Genomic DNA, 26604 nt, shown 5'->3' with positions numbered 1-26604 from the left:
CCGCCTCATTGCTCATGAAATGATTGCCGAAATACCTCTTCTGATTTAGCTCGACGGCAAAGTGCCACCGGATTGAAACTGTATGACCTCGATTGATGCCTTCAAGACGCCCTCGTCCCGGAGCTGTCTCGCCATCGTGCTGGCCGCCGGTGAGGGCACCCGGATGAAATCCGGAAAGCCCAAGGTCCTGCATCAGGTCGCCAACCGCTCCATGGTCGGGCATGTGCTCGCGACCCTCACGAAAGCCGGCGCCACGAGCGTCGCGGCCGTCATCGGACCGGATCGTGAGGATGTGGCGAAAGAGGTGCAGAAGAATTTTCCTGAGGCTCGGATTTTCGTTCAGAGGGACCGACTTGGCACCGCCCACGCGGTCCTGAGTGCCCGGGAGGCTCTGGAGCAGAGTGCGGACGACGTGATCGTCGCTTTCGGCGATACGCCGCTCGTCCTGGCTGAGACTTTCGCCAAGCTGAGGGCGCCGCTCGCCCAGGGCGCCGGCGTGGTTGCCATGGGGTTCGAGGCCAAGGATCCCACGGGCTATGGTCGCTTCATCACGTCGGGCGATGAGCTGTTGGCCATCCGCGAGCACAAGGACGCCAGCGAGGCCGAGCGAGAGATCACCCTCTGCAATGGTGGCCTGATGGCGATCCGCGGCGACCTGGCACTGACTCTGCTCGACCGGGTCAGAAACGACAACGCCAAGGGTGAATACTATCTGACGGATATCGTCGAGATCGCCCGTGAGCTCGGGCATCGGACGGCCATCGCCGTCGTGCCGGAAGAGGAGGTCCACGGTGTCAATGATCGGGCCCAGCTCGCGGCCGCCGAGCGCATGATCCAGGACCGCCTGCGCCACGAGGCCATGGCTGCCGGCGTGACTCTCGTTGCACCCGAAACGGTCTTCTTCAGCCATGACACCCAGCTCGGCCAGGATGTGATGGTCGAGCCGCATGTGGTCTTTGGTCCCGGCGTGTTCGTGGAGGCGGGGGCTGTCGTTCACAGCTTCAGCCACCTGGAAGGCACGCGGATTGCCTCCGGGGCCGGTGTCGGCCCCTTTGCACGACTCCGTCCCGGCGCTTCCATCGGCCCCAAGGCGAAGGTCGGCAACTTCGTCGAGATCAAGAACACGGAGCTGGGCGCCGGCGCCAAGGTGAGCCACCTGACCTATCTGGGCGACGCTACCATTGGGGCCGAGGCCAATATCGGCGCCGGCACCATCACCTGCAATTACGACGGCTTCGGCAAACACCGGACCCAAATTGGCGAGGGAGCCTTCATCGGCTCGAACTCCGCGCTCGTGGCACCCATCACGATCGGCAAGGGCGCCTTCGTCGGTTCCGGCTCGGTTATTACGGACGACATCCCGGATAACGCCTTGGGTCTCGGGCGCGGACGTCAGATCGTAAAGGAAGGCTGGGCTCTCGAATTCCGGGCAAAAGCCCTGGCGGCCAAGAAGAAATAAGGCCGTTTGTCACAATAGGTTACGCAAGTTGATTCCGCTGTGAGGTTGGGCCTCTGTAAGAGAGGCATCAAGCTTAGCGCTGTCGAATTGGATCAAGGAAGCTTTTGGGAATGTGCGGAATCGTTGGAATCGTCGGGAAAACCCCTGTCGCGCCACAGATCGTGGAGGCTCTCAAGCGGCTTGAGTACCGGGGCTACGATTCCGCCGGCGTCGCAACCTTGGAAGAGGGGCGGCTCGACCGCCGCCGGGCCGAGGGCAAGCTGCGTAACCTGGAGACCAAGTTGTCACAGGCCCCCCTGTCCGGCGTCATCGGCATCGGCCATACCCGTTGGGCGACCCACGGCAAGCCGAACGAGACCAACGCTCATCCCCACGCAACCGACAAGTTGGCGGTGGTTCATAATGGCATCATCGAGAATTTCCGCGAGCTGAAGACGGGGCTTGAGGCCAAGGGCATTCGGTTCGAGACCGAGACGGATACGGAAGTGGTGGCCCAGCTCGTCACTTACGAGATCCGCCAGGGCCGCCTGCCCATCGAGGCGGTTGCCGTGACCCTGCCGCGTCTGCGCGGCGCTTTCGCCCTCGGTTTCCTGTTCTCGGGCGAAGAGGACCTCCTGATCGGCGCCCGCCATGGAGCGCCGCTGGCCATCGGCTACGGCGAGGGCGAGATGTATCTCGGCTCCGACGCGCTGGCGCTCGCGCCATTCACCGACGAGGTCGCCTATCTGGACGACGGCGACTGGGCCATCCTGACTCGCAAGGGTGCCGATATCCGCGACGAGTCGGGCAAGCCTGTGCACCGGACCCGCCACAAGATCCCGGTCGGCTCCTTCCTCGCCGACAAAGGCAATTACCGCCATTTCATGGCCAAGGAGATCCACGAGCAGGCCGAGGTCGTGGGACGCACGCTCGCGCATTACGTCAACTTCGCCTCAGAACGGGTTGAGTTGCCGCTCGAATTGCCGTTCGACTTCAAGGATCTGAAGCGCATCTCGATCTCGGCCTGTGGAACGGCCTATCTGGCCGGTCTGATCTCGAAATACTGGTTCGAGCGCCTCGCCCGCATCCCGGTCGAGATCGATGTGGCGTCCGAATTCCGCTACCGTGAGGCTCCGCTCGAGCCGGGCGGCCTCGCGCTGTTCGTCTCCCAGTCGGGCGAGACCGCGGACACGCTCGCTTCGCTTCGTTACGCCACGACAGAAAAGCAGCATACGCTCTCCGTCGTAAACGTGCCGACCTCCACCATGGCCCGCGAGAGCGACGTCATCGCGCAGACCCTCGCCGGCGTGGAGGTGGGTGTGGCCTCGACCAAGGCCTTCACCTGCCAGCTCACCGTGCTCCTGTCGCTGGCCATTGCGGCCGGACGCGCCCGTGGCACGTTGGGCGCGGAAGATGAGAGGGAACTGGTGAATGCTCTCATCGCCATTCCCGGTCAGATGACCGAGGCGATGAAGCGCGAGCACCAGATCGAAATCCTCTCCCGCGATCTCTCCAAGGCGAAAGACGTGCTCTATCTCGGCCGCGGCACGTCCTATCCGCTCGCCATGGAAGGAGCCCTGAAGCTCAAGGAAATCTCCTACATCCACGCGGAAGGCTATGCCGCGGGCGAACTCAAGCACGGTCCCATCGCGCTCATCGACGAGACGATGCCGGTCATCGTGATCGCGCCGCACGACAACATCTTCGAGAAGACCGTCTCGAACATGCAGGAAGTGGCGGCCCGCGGCGGCCGCATCATTCTCATTACGGACGAGCGCGGCGCCTTGGAAGCCGGTCTCGACACCATGGCGACCATCGTGATGCCGTCCGTGCACCCGATCGTGGCTCCGATCCTCAACGCGATTCCGATCCAACTGCTCGCCTATCACACGGCCGTCTTCATGGGTAAGGACGTGGACCAGCCGCGCAATCTCGCGAAGTCCGTGACGGTGGAGTGAGCGCTTCCGGATCCTTCATTCGTCCTGCGCGGCGAGACGATCTGGAAAAGCTCGGGCCCATTGAGCGTTCCGCTGCGTCCGTGTTTCGCGGCGTCGGTCTGGCGTGGCTGGCCGATGGGGACACTATGGACCCGGCCGTCCTGATGGTGCTCTGCCGGGAGGGAACGCTGTGGGTGGCCGTCGACGGGCGGGATGAGCCGGTGGGCTTCCTCGCGGGGCATGCCTTGGACGAACTGTTCCATATCGCCGAGGTTTCCGTAGCGCGGTCGCATCAGCGGCAGGGCATTGGCGCCCGGTTGGTAGAAGCTGCCATGTTCCATGGCAGGCGCCAGGGATTCGGCGCCGTCACGCTGACGACCTATCGCGACCTGTCGTGGAACGGACCGTCCTATGCCCGTCTGGGCTTCGTCGAAATCGATGTCGATGAGGCAGGTCCCGGCCACCGCGCCAAGTTGGAGGACGAGGCGAAGGCCGGGCACGACCCGGCACGGCGCTGCCTCATGGCGCTGCGCCTCGATCAGCCGGCCCTGAGCAGCCGGATCGCCGAGTCCCGCTCGAACAGGTAAAGCAGCACCCTCAGCGCCTGCCCGCGTTCGCTGACGAGATCTGGGTCGCGGTCTACGATCAGGCGCGCGTCGTCTCTCGCCGCGCCGAGGAGGTCGCCATCCACCTCGAGACGGGCGAGCTTGAAGCCGGGCGTACCGGACTGGCGGGTTCCCAGCACCTCACCTTCGCCGCGCAGACGCAGGTCCTCCTCGGCGATGCGGAAGCCGTCTTCGGTCTGGCGCATCATTTCGAGGCGCGCTTGCGCGACCTGGCCCAACGGACCCTTGTAGACCAGCAGGCAGGTCGAGGATTTCGAGCCCCGGCCGATGCGTCCGCGCAGCTGATGGAGCTGCGCGAGGCCGAAGCGCTCGGCGTGTTCGATGACCATGATCGTGGCGTTCGGCACATCGACACCGACCTCGATCACGGTGGTGGAGACCAGGATCTTGGTCTCGCCGCCGGAGAACCGCTCCATGGCGGCGTCCTTGTCCTTGCCGGCCATCTTGCCGTGAACGAGGCCGACCTGATCGCCGAAGAAGCTTTTGAGCATTTCGAAGCGCTCTTCGGCGGCGGCGAGATCGATGGATTCCGACTCGCCCACGAGCGGGCAGACCCAATAGACCTGATCCCCGTTGGCGATGGCGCGCCCGATGCCGCCGACGACCTCGTCGAGCCGCTCGATGGCAATGAGCTTCGTACCAATGGGTTTGCGCCCGGCCGGTTTCTCGCTCAGCACGGACACGTCCATGTCGCCGAAATAGGTCAGGGCCAGGGTGCGCGGGATCGGGGTGGCGGTCATGACGAGGATGTCGACGGCCTCGCCCTTGGAGCCAAGCGCCAGACGCTGGTGCACGCCGAAGCGATGCTGTTCGTCCACCACAGCGACGCCGAGATCCTGGAACGCGACACCTTCCTGGAACAGGGCATGGGTTCCGACCGCGATCTGGATGCTGCCTTCGGCAAGCCCGGCAAGAATATTCCTGCGTGCCACGCCTTTCTCGCGCCCGGTGAGCAGCGCGATGGTGAGCCCCGCCTGTTCGGCCATCGGCGCAAGGCGCTCGTAATGCTGGCGAGCGAGGATTTCGGTCGGGGCCATCATGGCTGCCTGGCGTCCCGCCTCGATGGCGCTCGCCATGGTGAGCAGGCCGACGACGGTCTTGCCCGAGCCGACATCGCCCTGGAGCAGGCGCAGCATCTTCTTGTCGGAGGTGAGGTCGTTGCGGATATCCTCGATGGCCCGGGCCTGCGAGCCGGTGAGCCCAAAGGGCAGGGCGGTTTTTAGGCGCTCGACCAGATGCCCGTCTCCGGCATTGACCCGGCCGGGCAGCCGGCGCATGCGGCTTCGAACCAGAGCCAGCGCCAGCTGGGAGGCCAGCAACTCGTCATAGGCAAGACGGCGGCGCGGGGCGGATTTGGCGAGCGCCTCCTCGGACAGCTGGGAAGCGGTGTCCGGCCTGTGGAGAGTAAAAAGCGCCTGCCGGAAATCGGGCAGAGCGTTCCGGTCGAGCCAAGCCGGATCCTGCCATTCCGGCAGCTGAGGGACCTTTTCGAGAGCAGTACCGATGTACTTGCCCACCATGCGCGAAGACAGGCCCTCGGTCAGGCCATAGACGGCCTCCACGGCCGGTAGGTTCTCGATGCCTCGGTCGTCCAAAATCCGGTCCGGATGGACCATCTGGCGCCTGCCGTCCCATAGCTCGATCTTGCCGGAGATGTAGCGACGCTCGCCTACGGGCAGGATCTTTTCCAGGCGGGCCTTCTGGCCGTTGAAGAAGATCAGCGTCACGTCCCCGGTCTCATCCTCCACGAGGATCCGGTAGGGTGCGCGGCGGCCGGGCGGTGGGGCGCGGTGAGCGACGACGGTCACGGACAGCGTCACCGGCTCTCCGACGGGAGCGTCCGCCACCGATCCCTTCATCTCGCGCGAGATCCCGCTGGTCGGCACGTGGAACAGCAGATCCATGACGCGCGTAGGCTTGCCCGGCTCGCCGAGGAGGCGGTCGAGCAATGGGGTAATCTTCGGTCCGACGCCGGGCAGGGTGTTGGCCGGAGCAAACAGTGGATCGAGAATGGAAGGACGCAATGACATTCAAATGGGTGGCAACGGTGAGGGAGATGGTTATATAGCGGCTAGAGCATGGGACCCGAAAGTGGAATGCACGTTTGGGATCGATTCCGATGTTCAATCCTTCAAGCGGCGCGCCGTTGAGTGTGGACCCGCAGGGCCGCCCGGAGGCGACGTCATCTTTCACTGATCGGAGCAATGCCATGAGCGGAACCACACGCAGCAGCGCCGGCCTCGACACCCGTCGCAGGCAGATCCTGTATCGCTCCTGGCATCGGGGCATGCGGGAGATGGACCTGATCATGGGCCGCTTCGCGGATGCGGAAATCGGCGAGCTCTCCGAAGAGGATCTGGCCGAATTCGAGCGCCTGATCGAGGTGACCGACCGCGACCTGCTCGGCTGGATCACCGGCGAGATCCAAACGCCCTCCAATTACGACACACCCCTGTTCAATAGGCTGAAGGCGTTCCACACGCATACGTCGCCGATCCATAGCTGAGAGAAAGAGGTGTGAGCCGCTGTTGCTTCTCGTCATGGCCGGGCTTGTCCCGGCCATCCCGATGCGAAGAAGCGAGGCGCCTCACACAATTGGGATCACCGGCACAAGGCCGGTGATGACGTGGAAGGGCGTCTCCCTAAGGGGAGACAAGCCATTTCAACCGGGGATGACACGCGGTCCTGCATCGGACTACACCATCCCTCTTTTCTGTTATCCAACGAACTGGGCCGACCAGCCCGCGTTCTTCCTATCTATGATCTGACAACCTGCCATGAAGCCAGCCCTGACCCGTGCTCTCGATGTCCTGAAGAAGGGCCAAAGCCTGACGCTATCCAGCGTGCCGGACGGCTTCGACGCGCTTGCCGTCGCCGATCTTGCGCGCGGTCTGTCGGGGCAGGTGGAGGGACCAGCGGTTCTGGTCCATGTGGCCCGAGACGGGCAGCGGCAGCAGAATTTCGCTAACAGCCTCGCCTTCATCGCGCCCGAGATCGAGATCCTGACCTTCCCGGCCTGGGACTGCCAGCCCTATGATCGCGTGTCGCCCAATAGCGCCATCACGGCGCAGCGGATGACCACGCTGGCGCGGCTTGCCCGTTCCAAGACCTCCGAGGACAAGCCGCGCATCCTCTCGACCACGGTGAATGCCCTGGTTCAGCGTGTTCCTCCGAAGGCCCGCATCGCCGCGGAGACTTTCTCGGCCGCCCCCGGCAACGTGGTCGACACGACGCAGCTGATCAATTGGCTGGAGAGCAACGGCTTCCTGCGCACCGGTACCGTGCGCGACACGGGCGAGTACGCGGTTCGCGGCGGCATCATCGATCTCTTCCCGGCAGGCCTGCCCAACCCGGTCCGCCTCGACTTCTTCGGCGACGCGCTGGAATCGATCCGCGCCTTCGATCCGGAGACCCAGCGCACGGTCGGCACCCTGCGCTCCCTCGATCTCGTGCCCATGAGCGAGGTGCAGCTCACCACCGAGAGCATCAAGCGCTTCCGGCAGGCCTATGTGGCGGCCTTCGGCGCACCGACCCGCGACGACCGGCTCTACGAGGCGATCAGCGAGGGGCGGCGCTATCCCGGCCTCGAGCACTGGATGCCGCTCTTCCACGACCATCTCGACACGCTGTTCGATTACCTGCCTGGCATTCCGGTGGTGTTCGATGCGCTGGCCGACGATGCGGCCGCCGAGCGCCTCGCCCAGGTGAAGGATTATTACGATGCCCGTCGTGAAACGATGGGGCAGAGCCAGCCCGGCGTTGCGCCCTATCGTCCGCTGCCGTCGGATGCCTTGTACTTCAAGCCCGAGGAATGGTCGGAACGCACCGCGAAACTTCCTCTTGCGCGGCTCACGCCCTTCGCGATCCCGGAATCGCCCGGAAAGCTTGTCATCGATTGCGAGGCGCGCCAAGGTCGCAACTTCATCGCCGAACGTGCGGACGAGAGCGCCAATGTTTTCGAGGCGGTGGTCCGGCACATCCGCGATCTGCAGGGCGCCAAGAAGCGCGTCATGCTCGGTGCCTGGACCGAGGGCTCGCGTGAGCGCCTCTGCCACGTATTGCAGGATCACGACCTGCGCCAGACGAAGCCTATCGTCCGCTTCTCCGACGCGATGGCCTATCCACGCAACGAAATCCCTGTCGGCATCTGGCCGCTGGAATCCGGCTTCGAGACGGCGGATCTCGCTGTCATCAGCGAGCAGGACATCCTCGGCGACCGTCTGGTGCGCCAGAAGCGCAAATCCAAGCGGCCGCAGGATTTCCTGACCGAAGTCGCGGCGCTCACGCCGGGCGATCTCGTGGTGCACGTGGATCACGGCATCGGCCGCTTCGAGGGCCTGAAGACCATCGAGGCCGCGGGTGCTCCGCATGACTGCCTCGAGCTGCATTATGCCGGAGGCGACCGCCTGTTCCTGCCGGTCGAGAACATCGAGCTTCTGACCCGCTATGGGTCCGAAGAAACGGAAGTCCAACTCGACAAACTCGGCGGCGGAGCCTGGCAGGCGCGCAAGGCGCGCATGAAGCAGCGCATCCGCGAGATGGCGGGCGCGCTCATGAAGATCGCGGCCGCCCGCATCCTCAAGGAAGCTCCGCGCCTGACGCCGCCGGAAGGGCTCTACGACGAGTTCGCGGCGCGCTTCCCCTATGACGAGACCGAGGACCAGCTCAACGCCATCGAGGCCGTGCTCGACGACATGGCCTCGGGCCGTCCGATGGACCGCCTCGTCTGCGGTGACGTCGGCTTCGGCAAGACGGAAGTGGCGCTGCGCGCCGCCTTCGTCGCGGCCATGGGCGGCAAGCAGGTGGCGGTGGTGGTACCGACGACGCTGCTCGCCCGCCAGCATTATCGCACCTTCTGCGACCGTTTCCGTGGCCTGCCGCTCAACGTGGCGCAGGCCTCCCGCTTCGTGCCGGCCGCCGAGATGAAGAAGACAAAGGAAGGGCTGGCCGACGGGTCGGTCGACATCGTCATCGGCACCCACGCGCTGCTCGGTAAGACGATCAAGTTCAAGGATCTCGGCCTCATCATCGTCGATGAGGAGCAGCATTTCGGCGTTTCCCACAAGGAGCGTCTGAAGGAACTCCGCGCCGAGGTGCACGTGCTGACCCTGTCGGCAACGCCCATTCCGCGTACCCTGCAACTGGCGCTCACGGGCGTGCGCGAGCTGTCGCTGATCACGACGCCGCCCGTGGACCGCCTGGCGGTGCGCACCTTCATCACGCCCTTCGATCCGCTCCTCGTCCGCGAGGCGTTGCTGCGCGAGCGCTACCGTGGGGGCCAAGCCTTCTACGTAGTGCCGCGTCTCGACGATCTCGGCGACGTAAAGGCCTTCCTCGACAAGGAGGTACCGGAAGCGAAGGTGGCGGTGGCGCACGGCCAGATGGCGGCGGGCCAGTTGGAAGATGTCATGACCGCCTTCTACGAGGGCAAGTACGACATCCTGCTCTCCACCACGATCGTGGAATCGGGCCTCGACATCCCGACCGCCAACACGCTCATTGTCCACCGCGCGGACATGTTCGGCCTGTCTCAGCTCTATCAGCTGCGCGGCCGCGTCGGACGCTCCAAGACCCGCGCCTATGCCCTGTTTTCGGTGCCGGCCAACAAGTCGCTGACGGTTCAGGCCGAGCGGCGCCTGAAGGTGCTGCAGACGCTCGACACGCTCGGCGCCGGCTTCCAGCTCGCCTCGCACGATCTCGACATCCGCGGCGCGGGCAACCTTTTGGGCGAGGAGCAGTCCGGCCACATCAAGGAAGTCGGTTACGAGCTTTACCAGCAGATGCTGGAAGAGGCGGTGGCGCAGCTCAAGGCCGGCATCGAGGAGCCGGCGGAGGATCAATGGTCACCCACGATTGCGGTCGGCGCGCCGGTGATGATCCCGGAGAGCTACATCGCGGATCTGCAATTGCGGCTCGGACTCTATCGCCGCCTCTCGACCTTCGAGACCGACCAGGAGATCGATGCGTTTCGTGCCGAACTTGTGGACCGTTTCGGGCCGGTGCCGTCCGAGGTCGATCAGCTTCTCAAGATCATGGCGATCAAGGTGCTCTGCCGCCGCGCCAATGTGGAAAAGGTCGATGGCGGCCCGAAGGGCATCATCATCTCGTTCCGCGACAATTCCTTCGCCAATCCGACCGGCCTCATCTCCTATGTCACCGAGCAGGCGTCCTTCGCGAAGGTCCGTCCCGACATGAAGATCGTCTTCGTCCGGGATGTCGAAACACCTGACGAACGCCTCAAGGCCTCGACCACGATCCTGCGCAGCCTCGTGCGCATCGCGGAGAAGAAGGCCGCTTGATGATCGAAGCCTGGGCGCTGATCGAGAATGGGCGCGTGGTGAAATCCCATGACGCCCATCGGATCGTGCCCTGGTGGAGTTTCACGAAGACGGTTCTCGCTGCGGCCGCTCTGGTGCTCGTGCGGGACGGACTTGTTACCCTGGACGAACCACTCCGGGACAAGCCCTATAGTTTGCGCCACTTGCTGCAGCACCGGTCCGGTCTGGTGAATTACGGTGGGCTGAGTGCCTATCACGAAGCTGTCGAGCGGAACGACGATCCCTGGCCCGTGCGAGAACTTCTCGAACGGCTCGATGCAGATCGGCTCCGCTATCTCGTAGGCAAGGGATGGGACTATTCCAATATCGGCTATCTGCTTGTCGGGCAGTTGATCGAGACCCTGACCGGGGAAGATCTCGACGCCGCCTTGCAGCGCCGCGTTCTAAAGCCGCTCGGCATCGAAACTGCCCGCATCGCGCGGGAGAGGGCGGATCTTGACCACGTCGCCATGGGCAATGCCCACGACTATCACCCGGGCTGGGTCTATCACGGTTTGCTGGTGGGAAGTGTCGAGGACGCGGCACTGCTGCTCGACCGGCTGATGAGGGGCGATCTGCTGTCGCCTGAGCTACGACGGGACATGCTGATGCCTTTCGTCCTGCCGGGTCCGGTTCCCAGGCGGCCTTGGGCGATCCCTGGCTATGGACTGGGCGTCATGACCGGAGAGACGACAGGCGGTCTGAAGGTCGCCGGGCATACGGGAGGAGGGCCGGGGAGCACGGTTGCCGTCTATCGGGATCTCGATCCGGGCTTGAACCGGACTGCGGCTTTCTTCAGGATGAGCGAAGACCAGACGCCGACCGAAGAAGGGGCCTTCGCGCTTCTGAAGGGTTAGATATCCGGAGCCGCGACGGCGTGCATGCCGAGGTGGTTCTGGAGCATCGTGGCGGCTCCGGCCACGCCACCCGTCACGATGACGGGCGTTCCGCTCTCGGCCAGGTTCTTGCGCAGGCGGTTGGCAAGTTCCATGAAGCGCCGCCTCTCGGCCCAGCCGGCACGGCGAGGCATCTGCAGCACGATGGCAGCCGGGCATGGGATCAGGGCCAGAACGTCGTCCGCGGTCTCGAAGGGGGTGGTTACGCTCGCATATCCCATGCCGGCCAGCTCCGCGGACAGAGCGCTGTCGGGAGCACGGTCGCCGTTGTCGACGACGAGGACCTTCGGCATTGCGTTCATGACGATACCCTGCGGTTGGACGCGACGGATGAGACAGGAGGTGCTCACCTAACGTCGAAGCAGAGCAATAGTTTCACCGTCTACATGAATGGAAGCTCAACAATAGGAGGTATGCGATACCAACGAAGGTCAATGCGGCTGGCGCCACCAGGTATCGATATTGGTTCCCATCAGCGGCGTCTTTTCCGGCCTTCTCAGGTTGTTGCTATAGGCAAGCCATTGATCTTTCAGATAAAATAGTGGGACCACATAGAATCCCGACAGGAGGACTCGGTCGAGCGCGTGAACGGCCGAGACGAAATCTTCGCGGCTCTTGGCTTGGAGCAAGGCATCGATGAGGCGGTCTACCGCAGGCGAGGCGACCCCGGCGTGGTTCTGAGACCCGCCCCTTTGCGCCGCAGCCGAGCCCCAACGGTTGCGCTGCTCGTTGCCCGGTGAGGGTGTCCCGGGCCAGAGCCACTGCACCATATCGAAGTCGAAACGCGCCAGACGGCGCCAGTACTGCACGTCGTCGACGAGGCGCACGCGGGCCTGAATGCCGATCCGGCTCAAAGACTGCGAGAAGTTGAGGGCCAACCGCTCCTGCGAGCGGGAATTGACCAGAATCTCGAAGGCGAAGGGCTCTCCGAAGCCCTTCTTGCGCAGAACGTCATTCTCGAGAACCCAGCCCGCATCAGACAGGAGGGTAAGAGCGCGCCTCGCCATGTCCCGGTCCCGGCCCGATCCGTCGCTAGCGGGAGGCTCCCACCGGCCTTCGAGGATTTCCTCGCGGATGGTGCCGGGGGAGACGGCCAGAAGGGAGCGTTCCCGCTCGTTTGCGGGCTTGCCCGTGGACGCGAGGTCGGAGCCGGAGAAATAGCTGTTGGAGCGGGTGAGCTGGCCGAAATAGAGGTTGCGGTTCACCCAGTCGAAATCGAACAGGTAGCTGAGGGCTTCCCGCACTCTGACATCTGTGAACAGGGCCTTGCGGGTGTTGAAGACGAAACCGTTCATGCCCTTGGGCAATCCGGTCGTCATCGTCTCCCGGACGATGCGGCCCTCACGGACGGCGGGAATGTCGTAACCGGTGGTCCATTGGCCGGGATCGCCCTCGATCCTGAAATCGTAAAGTCCCGCCTTAAAAGCCTCGAACAAGCTGTTGGCATCGCGATAGAAATCGTATCGGATCTCGTCGAAATTATAGAGCCCGCGCGTGATGGGCAGCTCCTTGCCCCAATAGTCCTTGCGGCGGGTCAAGACAACCCGTTCACCCGGCCTCACCTCGGTGAGGGCGTAAGGGCCCGAGCCGATGGGCGGGGTGAGAGACGTCTTGTCGAAGGTCTCCAGGTTCGTGGCATGGGCCGGAAAGATTGGCATTGTCATGCCAATGAGCAATGGCAGTTCCCGGTCGTTGGATCCGGACAGATCGAACCTGATACGGTGCGGGTCCAGGATCTCGACCGCCTTGACCTGGCCGAAGCTCGAGCGGTGGAAGGGCTTTCCGTACTTTTTCAGCGCCTCGAACGAGAAGAGCACATCCTCGGCCGTTAGGGGATGGCCATCGGAAAAGCGGGCGCGGGGGTCGAGGTTGAAGGTGATGAAGCTCCGGTCGTCCGGCATCTCGGCGGAACGGGCAACGAGGCCATAGATCGTGAACGGCTCGTCGGTCGAGCGCATCATTAGGCTCTGGAGCACGTAGCGGGGCACCACGTCTGGAGCGACGCCCAGGACGATCAGCGGGTTGAGACTGTCGAAGGTACCCTGGAGGGCGAGCGTGATTCGGCCGCCCTTCGGGGCCTGCGGATTGGCATAGGGCAGGTGCTCGAAACCCGGCTTGAGCGCAGGCTCCCCGTGCATCGCGATGCCATGCCGCAGAGGCCCCACCTCGGAGGCAGCGGCGAGGCCCGAGCCTGACAAGGCAAAGGCAGCAGCAAGCAGCAGATTCCGTATAAGCCAGCGGCCCATGGTGCTCCCGGTACAAGTCGGCACTCACCCGAGCAATGTTGTACAGAAATTTACCTCAGGTGACTGGAAACCTACCACACGAAAGGTTAAAGGAGCGCCACACGTCTTGTCTTCGCCACATTCGGCAAGGATTTGGACCCCGTCATTGCAGGTTAAGAACACGCCGGATAAACGGCCTATTCGAAAGCCGAACTTTCGACTGAAGAGGAACTAACACATGTCTTTCGCGACACGCTTCGCGAGCCTGGGGGGGACCCGTGGCCTGGCGACTGCCTTGGCTCTTCTGGTGAGCGCACCCGTTCTGGCTCAGACCGCTCCGGCTCAGCGCCCCGCCGCTCAACCGGCCCGTCCCGCCGCGCCCGCCCAGCAGCCGGCTCCAGGCGCCGCTCAAGCGCAGCAGAATGCCGGTCCCACGATCGTGCAGGTCAAGGCCGAGCCGTCCCAGCCGGAATGGACCAAGGTCTGCGGCAAGGACCAGAACACCAACACCGAGATCTGCTACACCACCCGCGACTTCGTCTCGGATCAGGGCCAACCGGTTCTCGCTCTCGCCGTCTATGACGTGAAGGGCCAGCAGCCGCAGAAGGTCGTCCGCTTCGTGATGCCGCTCGGCCTGCTCCTGCAGCCTGGCCTGCGCTTCGCCGTCGATCAGGGTCAGGCCACCGCCGGTCGCTACGTCATGTGCCTGCCCAACGGCTGCTTCGCCGAGGCTCAGGTGAAGGACGACTTCATCGCCGCCATCAAGAAGGGCGCTAACCTGAACGTGAGCGTCCAGAACCAGATGGGTCGCGAGATCACCTTCGCCGTTCCGGCAGCCGGCTTCGGCAAGGCCTTCGACGGTGCTCCGATCGATCCGAAGGTGCTCGAAGAGCAGCAGAAGAAGCTCCAGGAAGAGCTGCAGAAGAAGAGCGAAGAGATGCGCCAGCGCATGCTGAACAGCGGTGCCGGCGCCGCTGCTCCGGGCGCGGCCGCTCCGGGTGCTGCGGCCCCGGCTGCTCCCAAGCCGTAAGGCCGCCGTTCTTCAACAACGACAAACAGAAACGCCGGGCTGCAAAGCCCGGCGTTTTCTTTTGACTCGAAGAGGAAATCTCAGTTGGCCAGGATCGGCTTGGCCTTGTAGCTGCCGTTCTTCTCCCGGGTGAACATCTCGGCGATCATCGGATTGCGCAGAGGCTCACCGGAATGGTCGGGAAGAAGGTTCTGCTCGGAAACGTAGGCAATGTACTCGGTTTCCGCGTTCTCGGCGAAGAGGTGGTAGAAGGGCTGGTCCTTGTGGGGCCGGACCTCTTCAGGGATCGACAGCCACCATTCTTCGGTGTTGTCGAATTCCGGATCGACGTCGAAGATGAGCCCCCTGAAATCGAAGACCCGGTGCCGAACCACTTGGCCGATCGCGAATTTTGCTGAACTCGCTTTCATGGTCTTAACTCCTTGATCTTCATATAGAGATTCTGGCGGAAATCTCCAAATCGGCCCCGCGTCACAATCGAGAGAGCAAGGCCATCTGTTGAGCTGAGCATTGCATTCCAGGACTGCGAGCCTTCCGAAAGGTGGGATTGTCGCAAGGTTGGAACCTTGCCAGAAGAAACTCTCATTTCAGGCTTGCCACCTCTTCCATCCGCCTTCCATCTGGAGCCGCCGATGTCCGACCTGATCGGGCTGTTCAATCTGCTTGCCCCCTTTTTCGGTCTCATCGGGCTCGGCTTCTTCTGCGGCAGGATGGTGAAGCAGCCGGAAGCCGGCCTCGCCTGGATGCAGTTCTTTCTGATCTACGTGGCGCTGCCTTGCCTGTTCTACCGACTCATCGCCGACAAGCCTCTGACCGAGCTGGCCAACTGGCCCTTCATTGCCGCCACCACGTTCTCGACCTTCTGCGCCTTCGTGCTGTCGTTCGTGACCGGCTGGCGCTATACCAAGGACCTCCCACAATCGGTCATGCAGGGCGTGGCCGGGTCCTATTCCAATATCGGCTATATGGGCCCGCCGCTCATCCTCGCGGCGATCGGCGCTTCGGCCAGCGCTCCGGTTGTTCTGATCTTCGTTTTCGATAATCTGTTCCTGTTCTCGGTGGTCCCGCTGCTGATGTCGATGGCGGGGCTCGACAAGCTCAGCCTGCCGGCGACGATCCGCCGGATCGTCTGGCGCGTGGTGACTCACCCCTTCAACGTCGCGACGGCCATCGGCATCGCCGCAAGCTATCTGCATCTTCAGCTGCCGGGCCCCGTCGAACAGATGGTCACCTGGCTCTCGGGAGCGGCCGCTCCCTGTGCCCTGTTCATCCTCGGCGTGACCGTCGCTTTGCGGCCTCTACGCCGGATGCCCGGGGAGGTGCCGGCACTGGTCTTCATCAAGCTGATCCTGCACCCGCTGCTGGTCTGGGTGATGCTCTCGGCCGTCGGCGATTTCGGCCCGGACTGGACCTATGCGGCGATGATCATGGCGGCCCTGCCGCCGGCGCTGAACATCTTCGTCATCTCGACCCAATACAACGTGGGCGTGGAGCGCGCCTCGGCCTGCGTCCTTGTCGGCACGCTGGTGTCGATGGTCACGCTGACGCTGCTTCTCTATCTCACCACCAAGACCGGCGTCCTGCCGTACGATCTCTTCCCGTGAACGCTTGAGCGGCTCTCCCTTCTTCGGCAATAGCCGGCCCGAGAGGCTCTTCCGAAATCTTGAAACAAAAAGCCCCTCCGTTGCCGGAGGGGCTGGGTTCATTGTCACCGGGCGAGGGCTTTAGCCGATCGCGAAATCCGCGTGGGTGATGGCAGCTTTGTTGGCCAGGATGGCGAACTTGATCTGCGCCGCCGAGCCTGTTCCATCCGGATCGTAATAGAGCGAGCCGGTCTTCTTGTCGTAGATAATCCGGTCGTCCTTGTCGTGAGCTTTCCTGCCGGCATAGAACGCCGCCTCTTTCAGCGCGCCATAAGAGCCGGTTTTCTTGAAGACGGAGCGGGACAGGCTGATCGTGTCGTCCTCGGAGGACTTGAAATCCATGATCCTGTCGACATTGGTCTTCGCGTTCAGTTTGGATTCGAAGATGAAGTTGTCGTTGCCCTTGCCGCCATAGAGCCTGTCGTTGCCGGTGCCGCCAGCAAGAGCATCGTAACCGCCGTAGCCGTAGATGATGTCGTTGCCACCCATGCCGTAGAAGCCATCGATGCCGTCGGTGCCTTTCAGCACGTCGGCGCGGGGCGTTCCCATCGGGGGAAGGGCGGCGGTCGCCGAGCCCCACAGCGCATCCTGGTCCTGGCCGATGCTCGGAAATGTCCAGCCGGTCTTCTGAGAATTCTTGCCGCTCATAAGGTCCTCCTGAAATCGATTCTGCTCGTTGTTGGAAGCAGAACGAAATATAGGCACATTACAGTTAATGCAATGCTATCCCATGTCGCAACGTTGCCCGCGGCGAGTTCTGTTAGGGGACTATGAACAGAAGGTCGGGCGGCAGGACGGGAATTTCTTTGTGTTCGCAAAGCGGAGGATGTCCTCTCAAACCCTTGTGCAGATTGACTTTTGAGACGCGGAACGCGCGCCTCCCGACCGCGACGTTCAATCAGCGGCTCACCGACGCGCTGGAAGCCGATCCCTGTCCGCCGCCTCGAGAACAGCATCAAGTTCGAAGCGCCGCCGATGCGGTCAGGGCCATGATGCGGTTGGGATGGGGCGCAAGCTCCCCTCTTCGAGGGAGGGGCAGGAATAAGGGGCACGGAGTCACCCGTGTTAAGCACCCTCCCTCACCCGGACCTGACGATCCGGCCTCTCTCGCCCGTGAGAGGTGAAGTGAGCCATCCTCGTCCGACGGTCCCGGGTTCCGCCCCGCAGTCCCGGGATGACACCCTCGAGGTATTCGAAATGAGCACTTGTGCGGGCCGGATCGAGAGACTGGACTTGCCGTTAAGCCGGCAGCTGCGGCTCGATGACCTTACCGTCCTGCGTGAAGTCATAGATCTTGCCGGTCTCACTCCACGAGGGCAGGGCGAGCTTCACGATGTGAGGGGCGAGGTCATCGGGCGTCTTCAGCGTCAGCGGGTCCTCGCCCGGCATCGCCGCACGGCGCATGGCAGTGCGAAGGGGGCCGGGATTGAGCAGCATCGCCTTGACCGGGGTCGTCACCGTCTCGGCGGCATAGGTGCGCACCAGGGCCTCAAGAGCTGCCTTCGACACCGCATAGACGCCCCAATAGGCCTTGTGCTTGTGAGCGGCGCCGGAGGTGATGAAGATCGCGCGGCCAGCATCCGAGGCGCGCAGCAGCGGATCGAGCGAGCGGATCAGGCGGTAATTGGCTGTCACGTTGACCGCCATCACCTCGTCCCAGACCGGCTGGTCGATATGGGTGATCGGCGCGAGCTCGCCGAGCTGGCCCGCATTGCCGAGCAGGATGTCGAGCTTGCCCCAGCGCTCGTAGATCGCAGCACCCAATCGGTCGAGGGCCTCGAAATCCTTGAGGTTCACCGGCACGAGGGTGGCCGAGGAGCCCTTGGCGCGGATCTCGTCGTCGAGGGATTCGAGCGCTCCTTGCGTGCGGGCGAGCGCGATCACATGCGCGCCAGCTTCGGCAAGGGCGAGCGCCGCCGCGCGGCCGATGCCGCGCGAAGCGCCGGTGACGACCGCGACGCGGTTCTGAAGAGGCTTGTCCATCGAAAGGTCTCAGTCGGCTTCGGCGAGAACGGCGAGACGGCGCGGAGTGGCGACGGCAAGATCCGTCAGCGGCGTCGGGTAGTCGCCCGTGAAGCAATGGTCGGTGAATTGCGGCTGCGCCGCGTTGCGGCCCGTCTCACCCATGGCGCGATACACGCCCTCGATGGACAGGAAGGCGAGCGAGTCCGCGCCGATATACTGGCGCATCTGCTCGAGATCATGGGTCGCGGCGAGCAGCTTCTCCTTCTCCGGCGTGTCGATGCCGTAGAAGTCCGGATGTGTGATCGGCGGGCTGGAGATGCGGAAGTGTACCTCTTTGGCTCCGGCCTCGCGCATCATGCGCACGATCTTCACCGAGGTCGTACCGCGCACGAGGCTGTCGTCCACGAGCACGATGCGCTTGCCGGCAATCGCCGAGCGGTTGGCGGAATGCTTCATGCGCACGCCGAGCTCGCGCACCGACTGGGTCGGCTGAATGAAGGTGCGGCCGACATAGTGGTTGCGGATGATGCCGAGCTCGTAAGGCAGCCCGCAGGTCTGGGCGTAACCGAGCGCCGCCGGCACGCCGGAATCCGGCACCGGAATCACCACATCCGCAACGGCGGGCGATTCCAGCGCGAGCTCGCGGCCCATGCCCTTGCGGACCTCATAGACACTGCGGCCGTTCACGACGGAATCGGGGCGGGCGAAGTAGATGTATTCGAAGATGTCGGGGCGCGGAGCCTGTTCCGGCACGAAGCGGAAGGATTCGATGCCCTCGTCAGAGATCACCACGCATTCGCCATTCTCGATGTCGCGCACGAAGCGGGCGCCGATGATGTCGAGCGCGCAGGTCTCGGAGGCGAGAATGTAGCGGCCGTCGAGCTCGCCCAGCACCAGGGGGCGGATGCCCAGCGGATCGCGGGCGCCGATCAGCTTCTTGTTTGTGAGCGCCACCAGGGCATAGGCGCCCTCGATCTTCTGGATCGCTTCGACGAAGCGATCGATCACCCGATCCTTGCGGCTGCGGGCTACGAGATGGACGATCACCTCGGTATCGGTCGTCGACTGGCAAATGGCGCCGTCGCGAATGAGATTGCGGCGCAGCGTCAGGCCATTGGTCAGGTTGCCGTTATGAGCGACCGCGAAGCCGCCGCCGTCGAGCTCGGCGAAAAGGGGCTGCACGTTGCGCAGGACTGTCTCGCCTGTCGTCGAGTAGCGGGTATGGCCGATGGCGGAGAGGCCTTCGAGGCGCTCGATGGTCGCCCGGTCGGAGAAGTTGTCGCCGACGAGGCCGAGCCGGCGCTCGGAATGGAAGACCGAGCCGTTATAGGAAACGATGCCCGCCGCTTCCTGACCGCGGTGCTGCAGGGCATGGAGGCCGAGCGCCGTAATGGCGGCTGCGTCAGGATGCCCGTAGATGCCGAAGACGCCGCATTCTTCACGCAGGGTATCGCCGTCGAGGTCCAGGTCCACCTGTTTCGGGGTGACCTGCCACGTCTCAGACAAAGCAGACATCGATCAAATCCTTGGGATTCGCGCCCCCACCGGCGCCGCCCTTATGTAGTCGTCCTCGGGCCGAACGCCAATGGCTATGTTGACGCTGGCGGAAACGTGATCCTAGCCGGCTCAGCTACGCCGTTGAGGCGTCTGCGGCGCGGTCGGGGCAGCGGGCGCAGGCGTTGCCGGGCGCTGCGGATCGGGCTCGGCCGGCTCGGCTTCCGTCGGCGCTTCCTTGCGCAGGCGCTGGAGCAGGGCCTCGGCATTCTCCGGCAACATGGCGATGATGTTGTCGCGGGTGTTCTCCATCGCGGGGCGGGTGCGGGAGGAGGCCGCCCATTCAGGCTCCTTGCCCTGAAGCAGCCAGCCGAGGAAAGCCCAGCCGATCACGCAGATGAGGAAGCCGCGCGCGGCGCCGAAGAACAGACCCAGCGTCCGGTCAAGGGCGCCGATGCGGGAATCGAGGATCAGGTCGGAGATCTGCACCGTGATGATCGACACGATGATCAGCGTTACCACGAAGATGCCGCCGATGGCGGCCACGAGCGCCACCGTGTTGCTGCTGATATATTGCTGCGCGATTGGCAGGGCTGTCGGATGCAAGTACCAGGCCGCAGCGGCTGCGACGACCCAGGCCACGATGGCGAGCACTTCGCGGGTGAAGCCGCGCACGGCAGCAAGAAGGGCCGAGATCAGGACGATACCGATAACGACGAGGTCCAGAACGGAAAAGGGCATGGGCCGGGCCTACGCAGAATAACAGGAATGGAGCCGCCTTCGCGGGTTCAGAGCCTTGGCTCTATAGCGTTAAGAAAGGCTTTCGTCACCCTTGGAACGCCGAGTGGTTGTGCGAAGGCCGCCGGAACGCCGGCTCCGATCAGGAAACCTGCACGGTCAGCTTGCCGAAATTCCTAACCTTCCAACACCCAACGAAGGTTCGCGGTGCGCTCTCATGTCTGTCACGATGTCTTCCCGATACTCGCCACGTCCTCGGCAATCCGTTGAGCCGTCTCCTGGTAGAAAGCGAGGCGCTATGAATTCAAAACTATCGGGCGAGGACAACTGACCGGCCGCGAGGCGGACTTGGCGGTTTTGCTCTGTCGCTGTTGGGCTCCCCGGAAGGATGCTCAACCGATCCTAAACGAACCGGGCATTGCGCTTCGTTATCAAGGACACGGCCGGCTTTTCTGCATCAGCTCGGTAACAAAAAGGCCCCGGTGGGACCACACCGGAGCCTGGGAGTTGAAGGGATATGCTGCCTCAGATGAACAGGAAGTCGTCTGCTGTGAGCGTGGTGCCCGGTTTCACCTTGAGGATCTCGATGCCTTTGCTTTTGCCGGAGCCGTCGATGTCCAGGTAAACGATGCCGCTCTTCTTGTTGTAGAAGATGTAATCGTTGGAGCCGTCGGGACTGTCGCTGAGCTTCATGCCGACATTGAAGAACTTCTTCTCGAGCTTCTGATCCTTCTTGAAGATCTTGTCGAAACCGACGGATTTCTTGCTTCCCTTGTCGTCGGGCTTCCCCTTGTCGTCCGAACTCTTCTTGGAAAGCACGTCGCTCGCCTTGGCGCCCTTCACCTTGAAGGCTTTCAGAGCCGCGAGGCTGATCTGGATCGTGTCGTCGGAAGCCTTGAAGTCTTCGATATGGTCGAAGTGCCCCTTCTTCACGGGCGTGTCGAACACGAAGACATCCTGGCCGGCACCGCCATGAAGCTTGTCCTTGCCCGCGCCGCCGTTGAGCGTGTCGTTGCCCGCAAGGCCGAAGAGTCTGTCGTTGCCGGCAAGGCCGTTGATGAAGTCGTCATCGGCGGAGCCGTTGAGCTTATTGTCGTTCCTGTTCGTGCCGGTAATCACTTCCGGAGAATTGGACACAGTGATCGTAACCTGCTCCAGATAGGACAGTTGCCCTGAATCCGTGACTTTGACCCAGAAGGTATGAGGCCCGAGTTGGGGATTATCGAGGCCGGCTTTGACTTTGATTTGATTGCCGACGATCTCGAAGTATGGATTGGCAACGACTGCTCCCTTCGCGTCGGTGATCGCATAGGTAAAGGTATCGTTCTTGTCCGGGTCTTGAGCCGAGAGAGTAGTGACAACCGCACCGACGGATGCATCCTCCGCAATGATGCCACCGGTGAACGTCAGGTCGGTTGGAGCTTCGTTTACGTTCGTCACGTTCAGGGCGATCTTGTTGACGGAATAGCTGCCGTCCTCGTCCATGGCACGCAGCCAAAGCTCATAGGGGCCGATCTGAGCATCGTCGAGATTGGCTTTCAACCGAATGGTTGTGCCGACGACTTCGAAGAGGTCGTGGGTCGCAACTGTGTCTCCATACTCATCTGTGACGAAGTCATAGAAGATCGCCGCACCTTCGCCTCGATCCTCATCAAATGCGGACAGCGTAGCAATCTCCGTTTCAATGGCTGCATTCTCAGCGACGGTATTGCCGGAAAGCTCCAGGTTCGTCGGAGCATCTGGAGCATCGGTTACAGTAAGCGTGAAGTCGGCTTCGACGGGAGGCTCGTTGCCTTTGATGGCGCGAATTTTGATATCAAAAGAATTCAGATTGTCATTCTCAAAATTAAAAGCTTCATTTCCCGTAGTAGTAACGTATAGGTATTGGTATTCAATGGCAAAACGCCCTCCTATGTTATCAACTAATTCAAATCTATAGCCTTCCAATGTCGTGCCGTTTTCATCTTTGGCGCTAATAATACCAATGCTTGTTGAAAACCATCCTATGTCTTCGGGGAAGGTGATGGATGAAAGCTTTATCGTGATCGGCATATCGATAGCCCCTTTAAGGCGTAAACTGGTCGCAGAAAGTGTCGGGTCCCTGCGCCAAAATTTATCGATATAATGTTTACTTGAAACGAAAGCCTGTCAATTCAGCCGTTAGGCTGCACCCTTAAAACTTCCTACGATGCTTTACGTCTTCTAGCCGCGATGCCCGCCACGAGATCAGTGATGTGGCCGATAGAAGAAGTGGCGAGCGGCAGACGCTCGCTCTTGGAGGTCTTCGCCTTGTCCAACCTTGGCTGGGGCGAGACCGCACTTGAGAATCCAAGCTTCGCTGCCTCCTTCAGCCGTGCCTGTTCCTGAGCCACCGGCCGGATGGCGCCGGAGAGGCCCATTTCGCCGAAATAGACCGTGTCGGGCGGGAGCGGATTGCCGGATAGTGACGAGACCAAGGCCGCTGCCGCTGCAAGATCGGCGGCGGGTTCGGTGATGCGCAAACCGCCTGCGACGTTGAGATAGACATCGTGCATGCCGAGCTTCAGCCCACCATGAGCTTCCAGCACGGCGAGTACCATGGAGAGCCGACTCTGGTCCCAGCCGACGACCGCTCGGCGCGGGGTGCCGAGGGAGGTCGGCGCGACGAGAGCCTGAATCTCAACGAGGAGCGGGCGCGTGCCTTCCATTCCGGCGAAGACCGCCGTGCCGGCCGTCGCCATATCGCGTCCGGCGAGGAACAACTCGGAGGGGTTGGGCACCTCCCGCAGGCCCTGATCAGACATCTCGAAGACGCCGATCTCATCGGTAGGGCCGAAGCGGTTCTTTACCGCACGCAGGATTCGGAAGTGGTGGCCCGTATCGCCCTCGAAGGACACTACCGCATCGACCATGTGCTCGACGACGCGCGGACCGGCGATCTGCCCATCCTTGGTTACATGGCCGACGAGGATGACAGCGGTGCCGGTGGTCTTCGCAAAGCGGATCAGCGCCTGGGCGGAGCCGCGCACCTGGGTCACAGTGCCGGGCGCGGATTCCACCGTCTCGGTCCACATGGTCTGAATCGAGTCGATGATGGCAAGCGCCGGCGGACGGCCCTGGCTCAAGGTCGCGATGATGTCCTCGACATTGGTCTCTGACGCCAGTTCGACCGGCGCCTGGCCGAGACCGAGGCGTTCGGCCCGCAGGCGCACCTGTGCCACCGCCTCTTCGCCCGAGATATAGGCGACGCGCTCGCCGCGATTGGCGAGAGCGGCGGAGGCCTGCATCAGAAGCGTGGACTTGCCGATGCCAGGATCGCCGCCGAGCAGGATGATCGAGCCATGCACGAAGCCGCCGCCCGTGACGCGATCGAGCTCGGCGATGCCGGAGGGCGTACGTGGGGCTTCCTTGGTCTCGCCGGAGAGGCCTTCGAGGGGAAAGATCCGACCCTTGGCGCGGGAGGGGCGCGTCGCGGCAGGCCCTGCCATGGGACTTGCGGAGCCGGCCTCCTCAACGATTGTGTTCCAGCCGCCGCAGGCCTCGCACTTGCCTTTCCAGCGATTATAGACCGCGCCGCATTCCTGGCACACGAAGGACGGATAACGCTTGGCCATCAGCCCTGTCCCCCGCGATAGGTGCGGGCATAGCGGGAGCCGAGATTGGTGAGAATCTCATAGCCGATGGTGCCGGCACGGCGGCCAACCTTGTCAACGGTCAGGTCTCCGCCGATCAAGGTGACGGTGTCGCCACGTTGAACCTGGCTCTCCGGCACATCCGTGACGTCGATGGCGATCAGATCCATGGAGACATTGCCGGCGAAGGGGCAGGGGCGGCCAGCCACCAGCGCCATGCCGGCGAGCAGTTCATCGTTGCTCTTGCCGCGGGCGCTCGAAGAGCGCGGATAGCCATCCGCATAGCCGACGGAAAGCGTGGCGATGCGGCGCTTGCTCAAGGCGAGCCAGCGGCCGTTGTAGCCGACCGTGTGATCCGCCTCGACCCAACGCAGCTGCACGATGCGTGCCTCAAGGCCGACGACCGGCTTCATGGGGTTGGCCTGGTCCGGAGTCGGGTTGCCGCCGTAGAGCGCATAGCCTGGACGCACCAAAGCGTATTGAGGCTTGTCGCGCAGGAAAATGCCCGAAGAGTTGGGCAACGACGCCGGAACATCGGGAAGCGTTGAACGGACAGCCTGAAAGGCTTCGATCTGCTGAATGTTGAGCGGATTGTCGCTCTCTTCGGCGCTGACGAAATGACTCATGAGAAGCGCGGTCTCGAAGTCCTTCAGCTCCGCACGATCCTTGAGCGTCAGTCCTTGCGACACCGTGAGGCCGAGCCGGTTCATGCCGGTGTCGACATGGATCGCAGCCTTCCGCTTTTGACCCCGTCCACGACAGAACCCGGCCCATTCCTCGATCTCCTCGAAGGAGCCGAGCACGGGACGCAGATCGAACTCCGCGTAGGTAGGGCAGGTGCCCGTAAACAGGCCGTTCAGCACATAGATCGTCGCATCCGGCGCAACGGCGCGGGCGCGGATCGCTTCGCTCAAGTGAGCCACGAAGAAGGTGCGGCAGCCGGCTTGGCCAAGCGCCGGCACAGCCTTCTCGATGCCGATGCCATAGGCATTCGCCTTGACGACGGCACCAGTCTCCGCGCCACCCGCGTTATCGCGCAGGGTACGCCAGTTCGAGGCGAGGGCATCGAGATCGATATGGAGGACACCGCCGGCGGCGTTCTCGGGGATGCTGCCGGTGGTGGTGATGGGAGAGTCAAGTTTGGTCAATCGCCAATCCGTTCGGGAAGTTTGTCTTCATCCGCAAGGTCGGTGAAGCGGGTGATGTCGGCCTGGAAGGCCAGCTGCACGGTGCCGGTCGGTCCGTGACGCTGCTTGCCGATGATGACCTCGGCCTTGCCGTGAACCTGATCCATCTCCGACTGCCACTTGAAGTATTCCTCGGTGCCGGGTTTCGGCTCCTTGTTCTTCAGATAGTACTCTTCGCGGTAAACGAACATGACCACGTCGGCATCCTGCTCGATCGAACCCGATTCACGAAGGTCGGCGAGCTGCGGCCTCTTGTCGTCACGCGCTTCCACCTGACGGGAGAGCTGGGACAGGGCGATGAGCGGAACCGCGAGTTCCTTGGCAAGGGCCTTGAGGCCGGTGGTGATCTCGGTGAGCTCCTGCACGCGGTTCTCGCCCTTCTTGGCCGAGCCGGAGAGGAGCTGAAGGTAGTCGACGATAAGGATGTCGAGACCGCGCTGGCGCTTCAGGCGCCGTGCGCGGGCGGTGAGCTGCGCAATGGAGATGCCGCCGGTCTGGTCGATGTAGAACGGGATCGACTGCATCTCGCGCGCGGCTTCCGTGATCTTGTAGAAATCGTCCTCGCGCATGTCGCCGCGGCGAATCTTGTAGGACGGCACGCCCGATTGCTCGGCGATGATACGCGTCGCCAGCTGTTCCGCCGACATTTCGAGGGAGAAGAAGCCGACGATGCCGCCATTGACGGTCTTCAAGTTGCCGTCCTGCTGCTTCTCCGCCCGGTAGGCCTTGGCAATGTTGAATGCGATGTTCGTGACCAGCGATGTCTTACCCATGGCCGGACGCCCGGCAAGGATGATCAGGTCAGACGGCTGAAGGCCGCCGAGGGATTTGTCCAGGTCGATGAGGCCTGTCGAGACGCCGGACAATGCTCCTTCGCGCTTGTAGGCGGCGGCGGCCATGTCGATGGCGGCGGTGAGCGCATCGGAAAAGCGCTGGAAGCCGCCGTCGGCGCGGCCCGTTTCTGCAATCGCATAGAGCCGCCGTTCCGCCTCCTCGATCTGCTCTCGCGGTGAATTTTCGACGGGAGCGTCGAAGGCGTTATTGACGATATCCTCGCCGATATTGATGAGGTTGCGGCGGATCGCGAGGTCGTAGATCGTGCGGCCGTAATCCTCGGCGTTGATGACAGTGGTCGCCTCGGCCGCGAGACGGGCGAGGTACTGGGACACCGTGATGCCGCCGAGATCCTGATCGCCCAGGAAGGTCTTCATGGTGATCGGAGTCGCGATCTTGCCGGCCTTGATCAGGCTTGTCGCCACCTCGTAGATGCGCCGGTGCAGGTCTTCGATGAAATGGCCGGCCTCAAGGAAGTCGGAGACGCGGTAATAGGCATCGTTGTTGACCAGGATCGCGCCCAGCAGGGCCTGTTCGGCCTCGATGTTGCTGGGAGGCGTCCGAAACTGCGGCTCGGCGGTTTCGAGGCGGGCGATCAGGGCGTTGGCGGTGGCCATCTGGCGCTCCGGAAACAGGGAAGGGTTAGAGTCTCTTAGACCGCAA

At 62.9% G+C, this 26604-nt stretch carries 20 protein-coding genes; 8 read left to right on the top strand and 12 right to left on the bottom strand.

The features are described from left to right. Positions 1–82 precede the first annotated feature (82 nt). The 3 genes from glmU (at position 83) to JO965_RS14730 (ending at position 3962) form a co-directional block, all read left to right on the top strand. Positions 83–1459 carry a bifunctional UDP-N-acetylglucosamine diphosphorylase/glucosamine-1-phosphate N-acetyltransferase GlmU gene (gene glmU / locus JO965_RS14740; protein ID WP_203439637.1) on the top strand — a complete coding sequence of 459 codons (1377 nt, stop codon included), beginning with the start codon at positions 83–85 and terminating at the stop codon, positions 1457–1459. A gap of 110 nt (positions 1460–1569) precedes the next feature. Continuing rightward, positions 1570–3396 carry a glutamine--fructose-6-phosphate transaminase (isomerizing) gene (gene glmS / locus JO965_RS14735; RefSeq protein ID WP_203439636.1) on the top strand — a complete coding sequence of 609 codons (1827 nt, stop codon included), beginning with the start codon at positions 1570–1572 and terminating at the stop codon, positions 3394–3396. After that, on the top strand, positions 3393–3962 hold the full coding sequence (locus JO965_RS14730; RefSeq protein WP_203439635.1) for a GNAT family N-acetyltransferase: 570 nt from the start codon (positions 3393–3395) through the stop codon (positions 3960–3962). Before glmS ends, JO965_RS14730 begins: the two co-directional genes overlap by 4 nt. Here JO965_RS14730 and recG read toward each other — a convergent pair. Beyond that, entirely contained in the window at positions 3914–6031 is a 2118-nt protein-coding gene (recG, locus tag JO965_RS14725) for an ATP-dependent DNA helicase RecG (RefSeq protein ID WP_203439634.1), read from the bottom strand. The genes JO965_RS14730 and recG overlap by 49 nt on opposite strands. Before the next feature lie 179 nt (positions 6032–6210). Here recG and JO965_RS14720 point away from each other — a divergent pair, with 179 nt between their 5' ends. The 3 genes from JO965_RS14720 (at position 6211) to JO965_RS14710 (ending at position 11175) form a co-directional block, all read left to right on the top strand. Then, positions 6211–6507 carry a succinate dehydrogenase assembly factor 2 gene (locus JO965_RS14720; protein ID WP_203439633.1) on the top strand — a complete coding sequence of 99 codons (297 nt, stop codon included), beginning with the start codon at positions 6211–6213 and terminating at the stop codon, positions 6505–6507. A gap of 271 nt (positions 6508–6778) precedes the next feature. After that, complete coding sequence (mfd, locus tag JO965_RS14715) at positions 6779–10300, top strand: transcription-repair coupling factor (protein WP_203439632.1); 3522 nt, start codon at positions 6779–6781, stop codon at positions 10298–10300. Beyond that, positions 10300–11175 carry a serine hydrolase gene (locus JO965_RS14710; protein ID WP_203439631.1) on the top strand — a complete coding sequence of 292 codons (876 nt, stop codon included), beginning with the start codon at positions 10300–10302 and terminating at the stop codon, positions 11173–11175. Before mfd ends, JO965_RS14710 begins: the two co-directional genes overlap by 1 nt. Here JO965_RS14710 and JO965_RS14705 read toward each other — a convergent pair. Next, positions 11172–11516, bottom strand: coding sequence for a hypothetical protein (locus JO965_RS14705; protein WP_203439630.1), 345 nt, complete (start codon positions 11514–11516; stop codon positions 11172–11174). The two genes, JO965_RS14710 and JO965_RS14705, sit on opposite strands and share 4 nt — an antisense overlap. Positions 11517–11645: 129 nt before the next feature. Then, positions 11646–13460 carry an extracellular solute-binding protein gene (locus JO965_RS14700; protein WP_203439629.1) on the bottom strand — a complete coding sequence of 605 codons (1815 nt, stop codon included), beginning with the start codon at positions 13458–13460 and terminating at the stop codon, positions 11646–11648. A gap of 217 nt (positions 13461–13677) precedes the next feature. Here JO965_RS14700 and JO965_RS14695 point away from each other — a divergent pair, with 217 nt between their 5' ends. Next, positions 13678–14469 (top strand): invasion associated locus B family protein, encoded by a 792-nt coding sequence (locus tag JO965_RS14695; protein WP_203439628.1) that lies wholly within the window; start codon positions 13678–13680, stop codon positions 14467–14469. A gap of 80 nt (positions 14470–14549) precedes the next feature. Here the strand turns inward: JO965_RS14695 and hspQ are convergent, their stop codons facing one another. Beyond that, complete coding sequence (hspQ, locus tag JO965_RS14690) at positions 14550–14879, bottom strand: heat shock protein HspQ (RefSeq protein ID WP_203439627.1); 330 nt, start codon at positions 14877–14879, stop codon at positions 14550–14552. A gap of 222 nt (positions 14880–15101) precedes the next feature. Between hspQ and JO965_RS14685 the strand changes: the two genes are divergently transcribed. Next, positions 15102–16073, top strand: coding sequence for an AEC family transporter (locus JO965_RS14685; protein WP_203439626.1), 972 nt, complete (start codon positions 15102–15104; stop codon positions 16071–16073). 120 nt (positions 16074–16193) lie between these two features. Here the strand turns inward: JO965_RS14685 and JO965_RS14680 are convergent, their stop codons facing one another. The 8 genes from JO965_RS14680 to JO965_RS14645 form a co-directional block, all read right to left on the bottom strand. Beyond that, positions 16194–16760 carry a M10 family metallopeptidase C-terminal domain-containing protein gene (locus JO965_RS14680; protein WP_203439625.1) on the bottom strand — a complete coding sequence of 189 codons (567 nt, stop codon included), beginning with the start codon at positions 16758–16760 and terminating at the stop codon, positions 16194–16196. 591 nt (positions 16761–17351) lie between these two features. Continuing rightward, complete coding sequence (locus JO965_RS14675; protein ID WP_203439624.1) at positions 17352–18095, bottom strand: SDR family NAD(P)-dependent oxidoreductase; 744 nt, start codon at positions 18093–18095, stop codon at positions 17352–17354. Between the two features lie 9 nt (positions 18096–18104). Further along, positions 18105–19592, bottom strand: a complete 1488-nt coding sequence (gene purF, locus JO965_RS14670; protein WP_203439623.1) for an amidophosphoribosyltransferase — start codon at positions 19590–19592, stop codon at positions 18105–18107. A 111-nt stretch (positions 19593–19703) separates the two neighbouring features. Then, the gene (locus tag JO965_RS14665; RefSeq protein WP_203439622.1) at positions 19704–20312 is read right to left on the bottom strand and encodes a CvpA family protein; all 609 of its coding nucleotides are present in this window, start codon (positions 20310–20312) and stop codon (positions 19704–19706) included. 522 nt (positions 20313–20834) lie between these two features. Next, on the bottom strand, positions 20835–22361 hold the full coding sequence (locus JO965_RS49190; protein WP_203439621.1) for a cadherin domain-containing protein: 1527 nt from the start codon (positions 22359–22361) through the stop codon (positions 20835–20837). 131 nt (positions 22362–22492) lie between these two features. Next, entirely contained in the window at positions 22493–23902 is a 1410-nt protein-coding gene (radA, locus tag JO965_RS14655) for a DNA repair protein RadA (protein WP_203439620.1), read from the bottom strand. Continuing rightward, complete coding sequence (alr, locus tag JO965_RS14650; protein WP_371826789.1) at positions 23902–25068, bottom strand: alanine racemase; 1167 nt, start codon at positions 25066–25068, stop codon at positions 23902–23904. The genes radA and alr overlap by 1 nt, the downstream gene beginning before the upstream one ends. After that, complete coding sequence (locus tag JO965_RS14645; protein ID WP_203439619.1) at positions 25065–26558, bottom strand: replicative DNA helicase; 1494 nt, start codon at positions 26556–26558, stop codon at positions 25065–25067. The genes alr and JO965_RS14645 overlap by 4 nt, the downstream gene beginning before the upstream one ends. Positions 26559–26604: the final 46 nt, after the last annotated feature.

This window comes from Microvirga sp. VF16 (assembly GCF_016864375.1).
In the GTDB taxonomy this organism is placed as follows: Bacteria; Pseudomonadota; Alphaproteobacteria; order Rhizobiales; family Beijerinckiaceae; genus Microvirga.
Note: the sequence above shows the minus strand (reverse complement) of the source record. Positions and strands in the feature narration are given on the sequence as shown.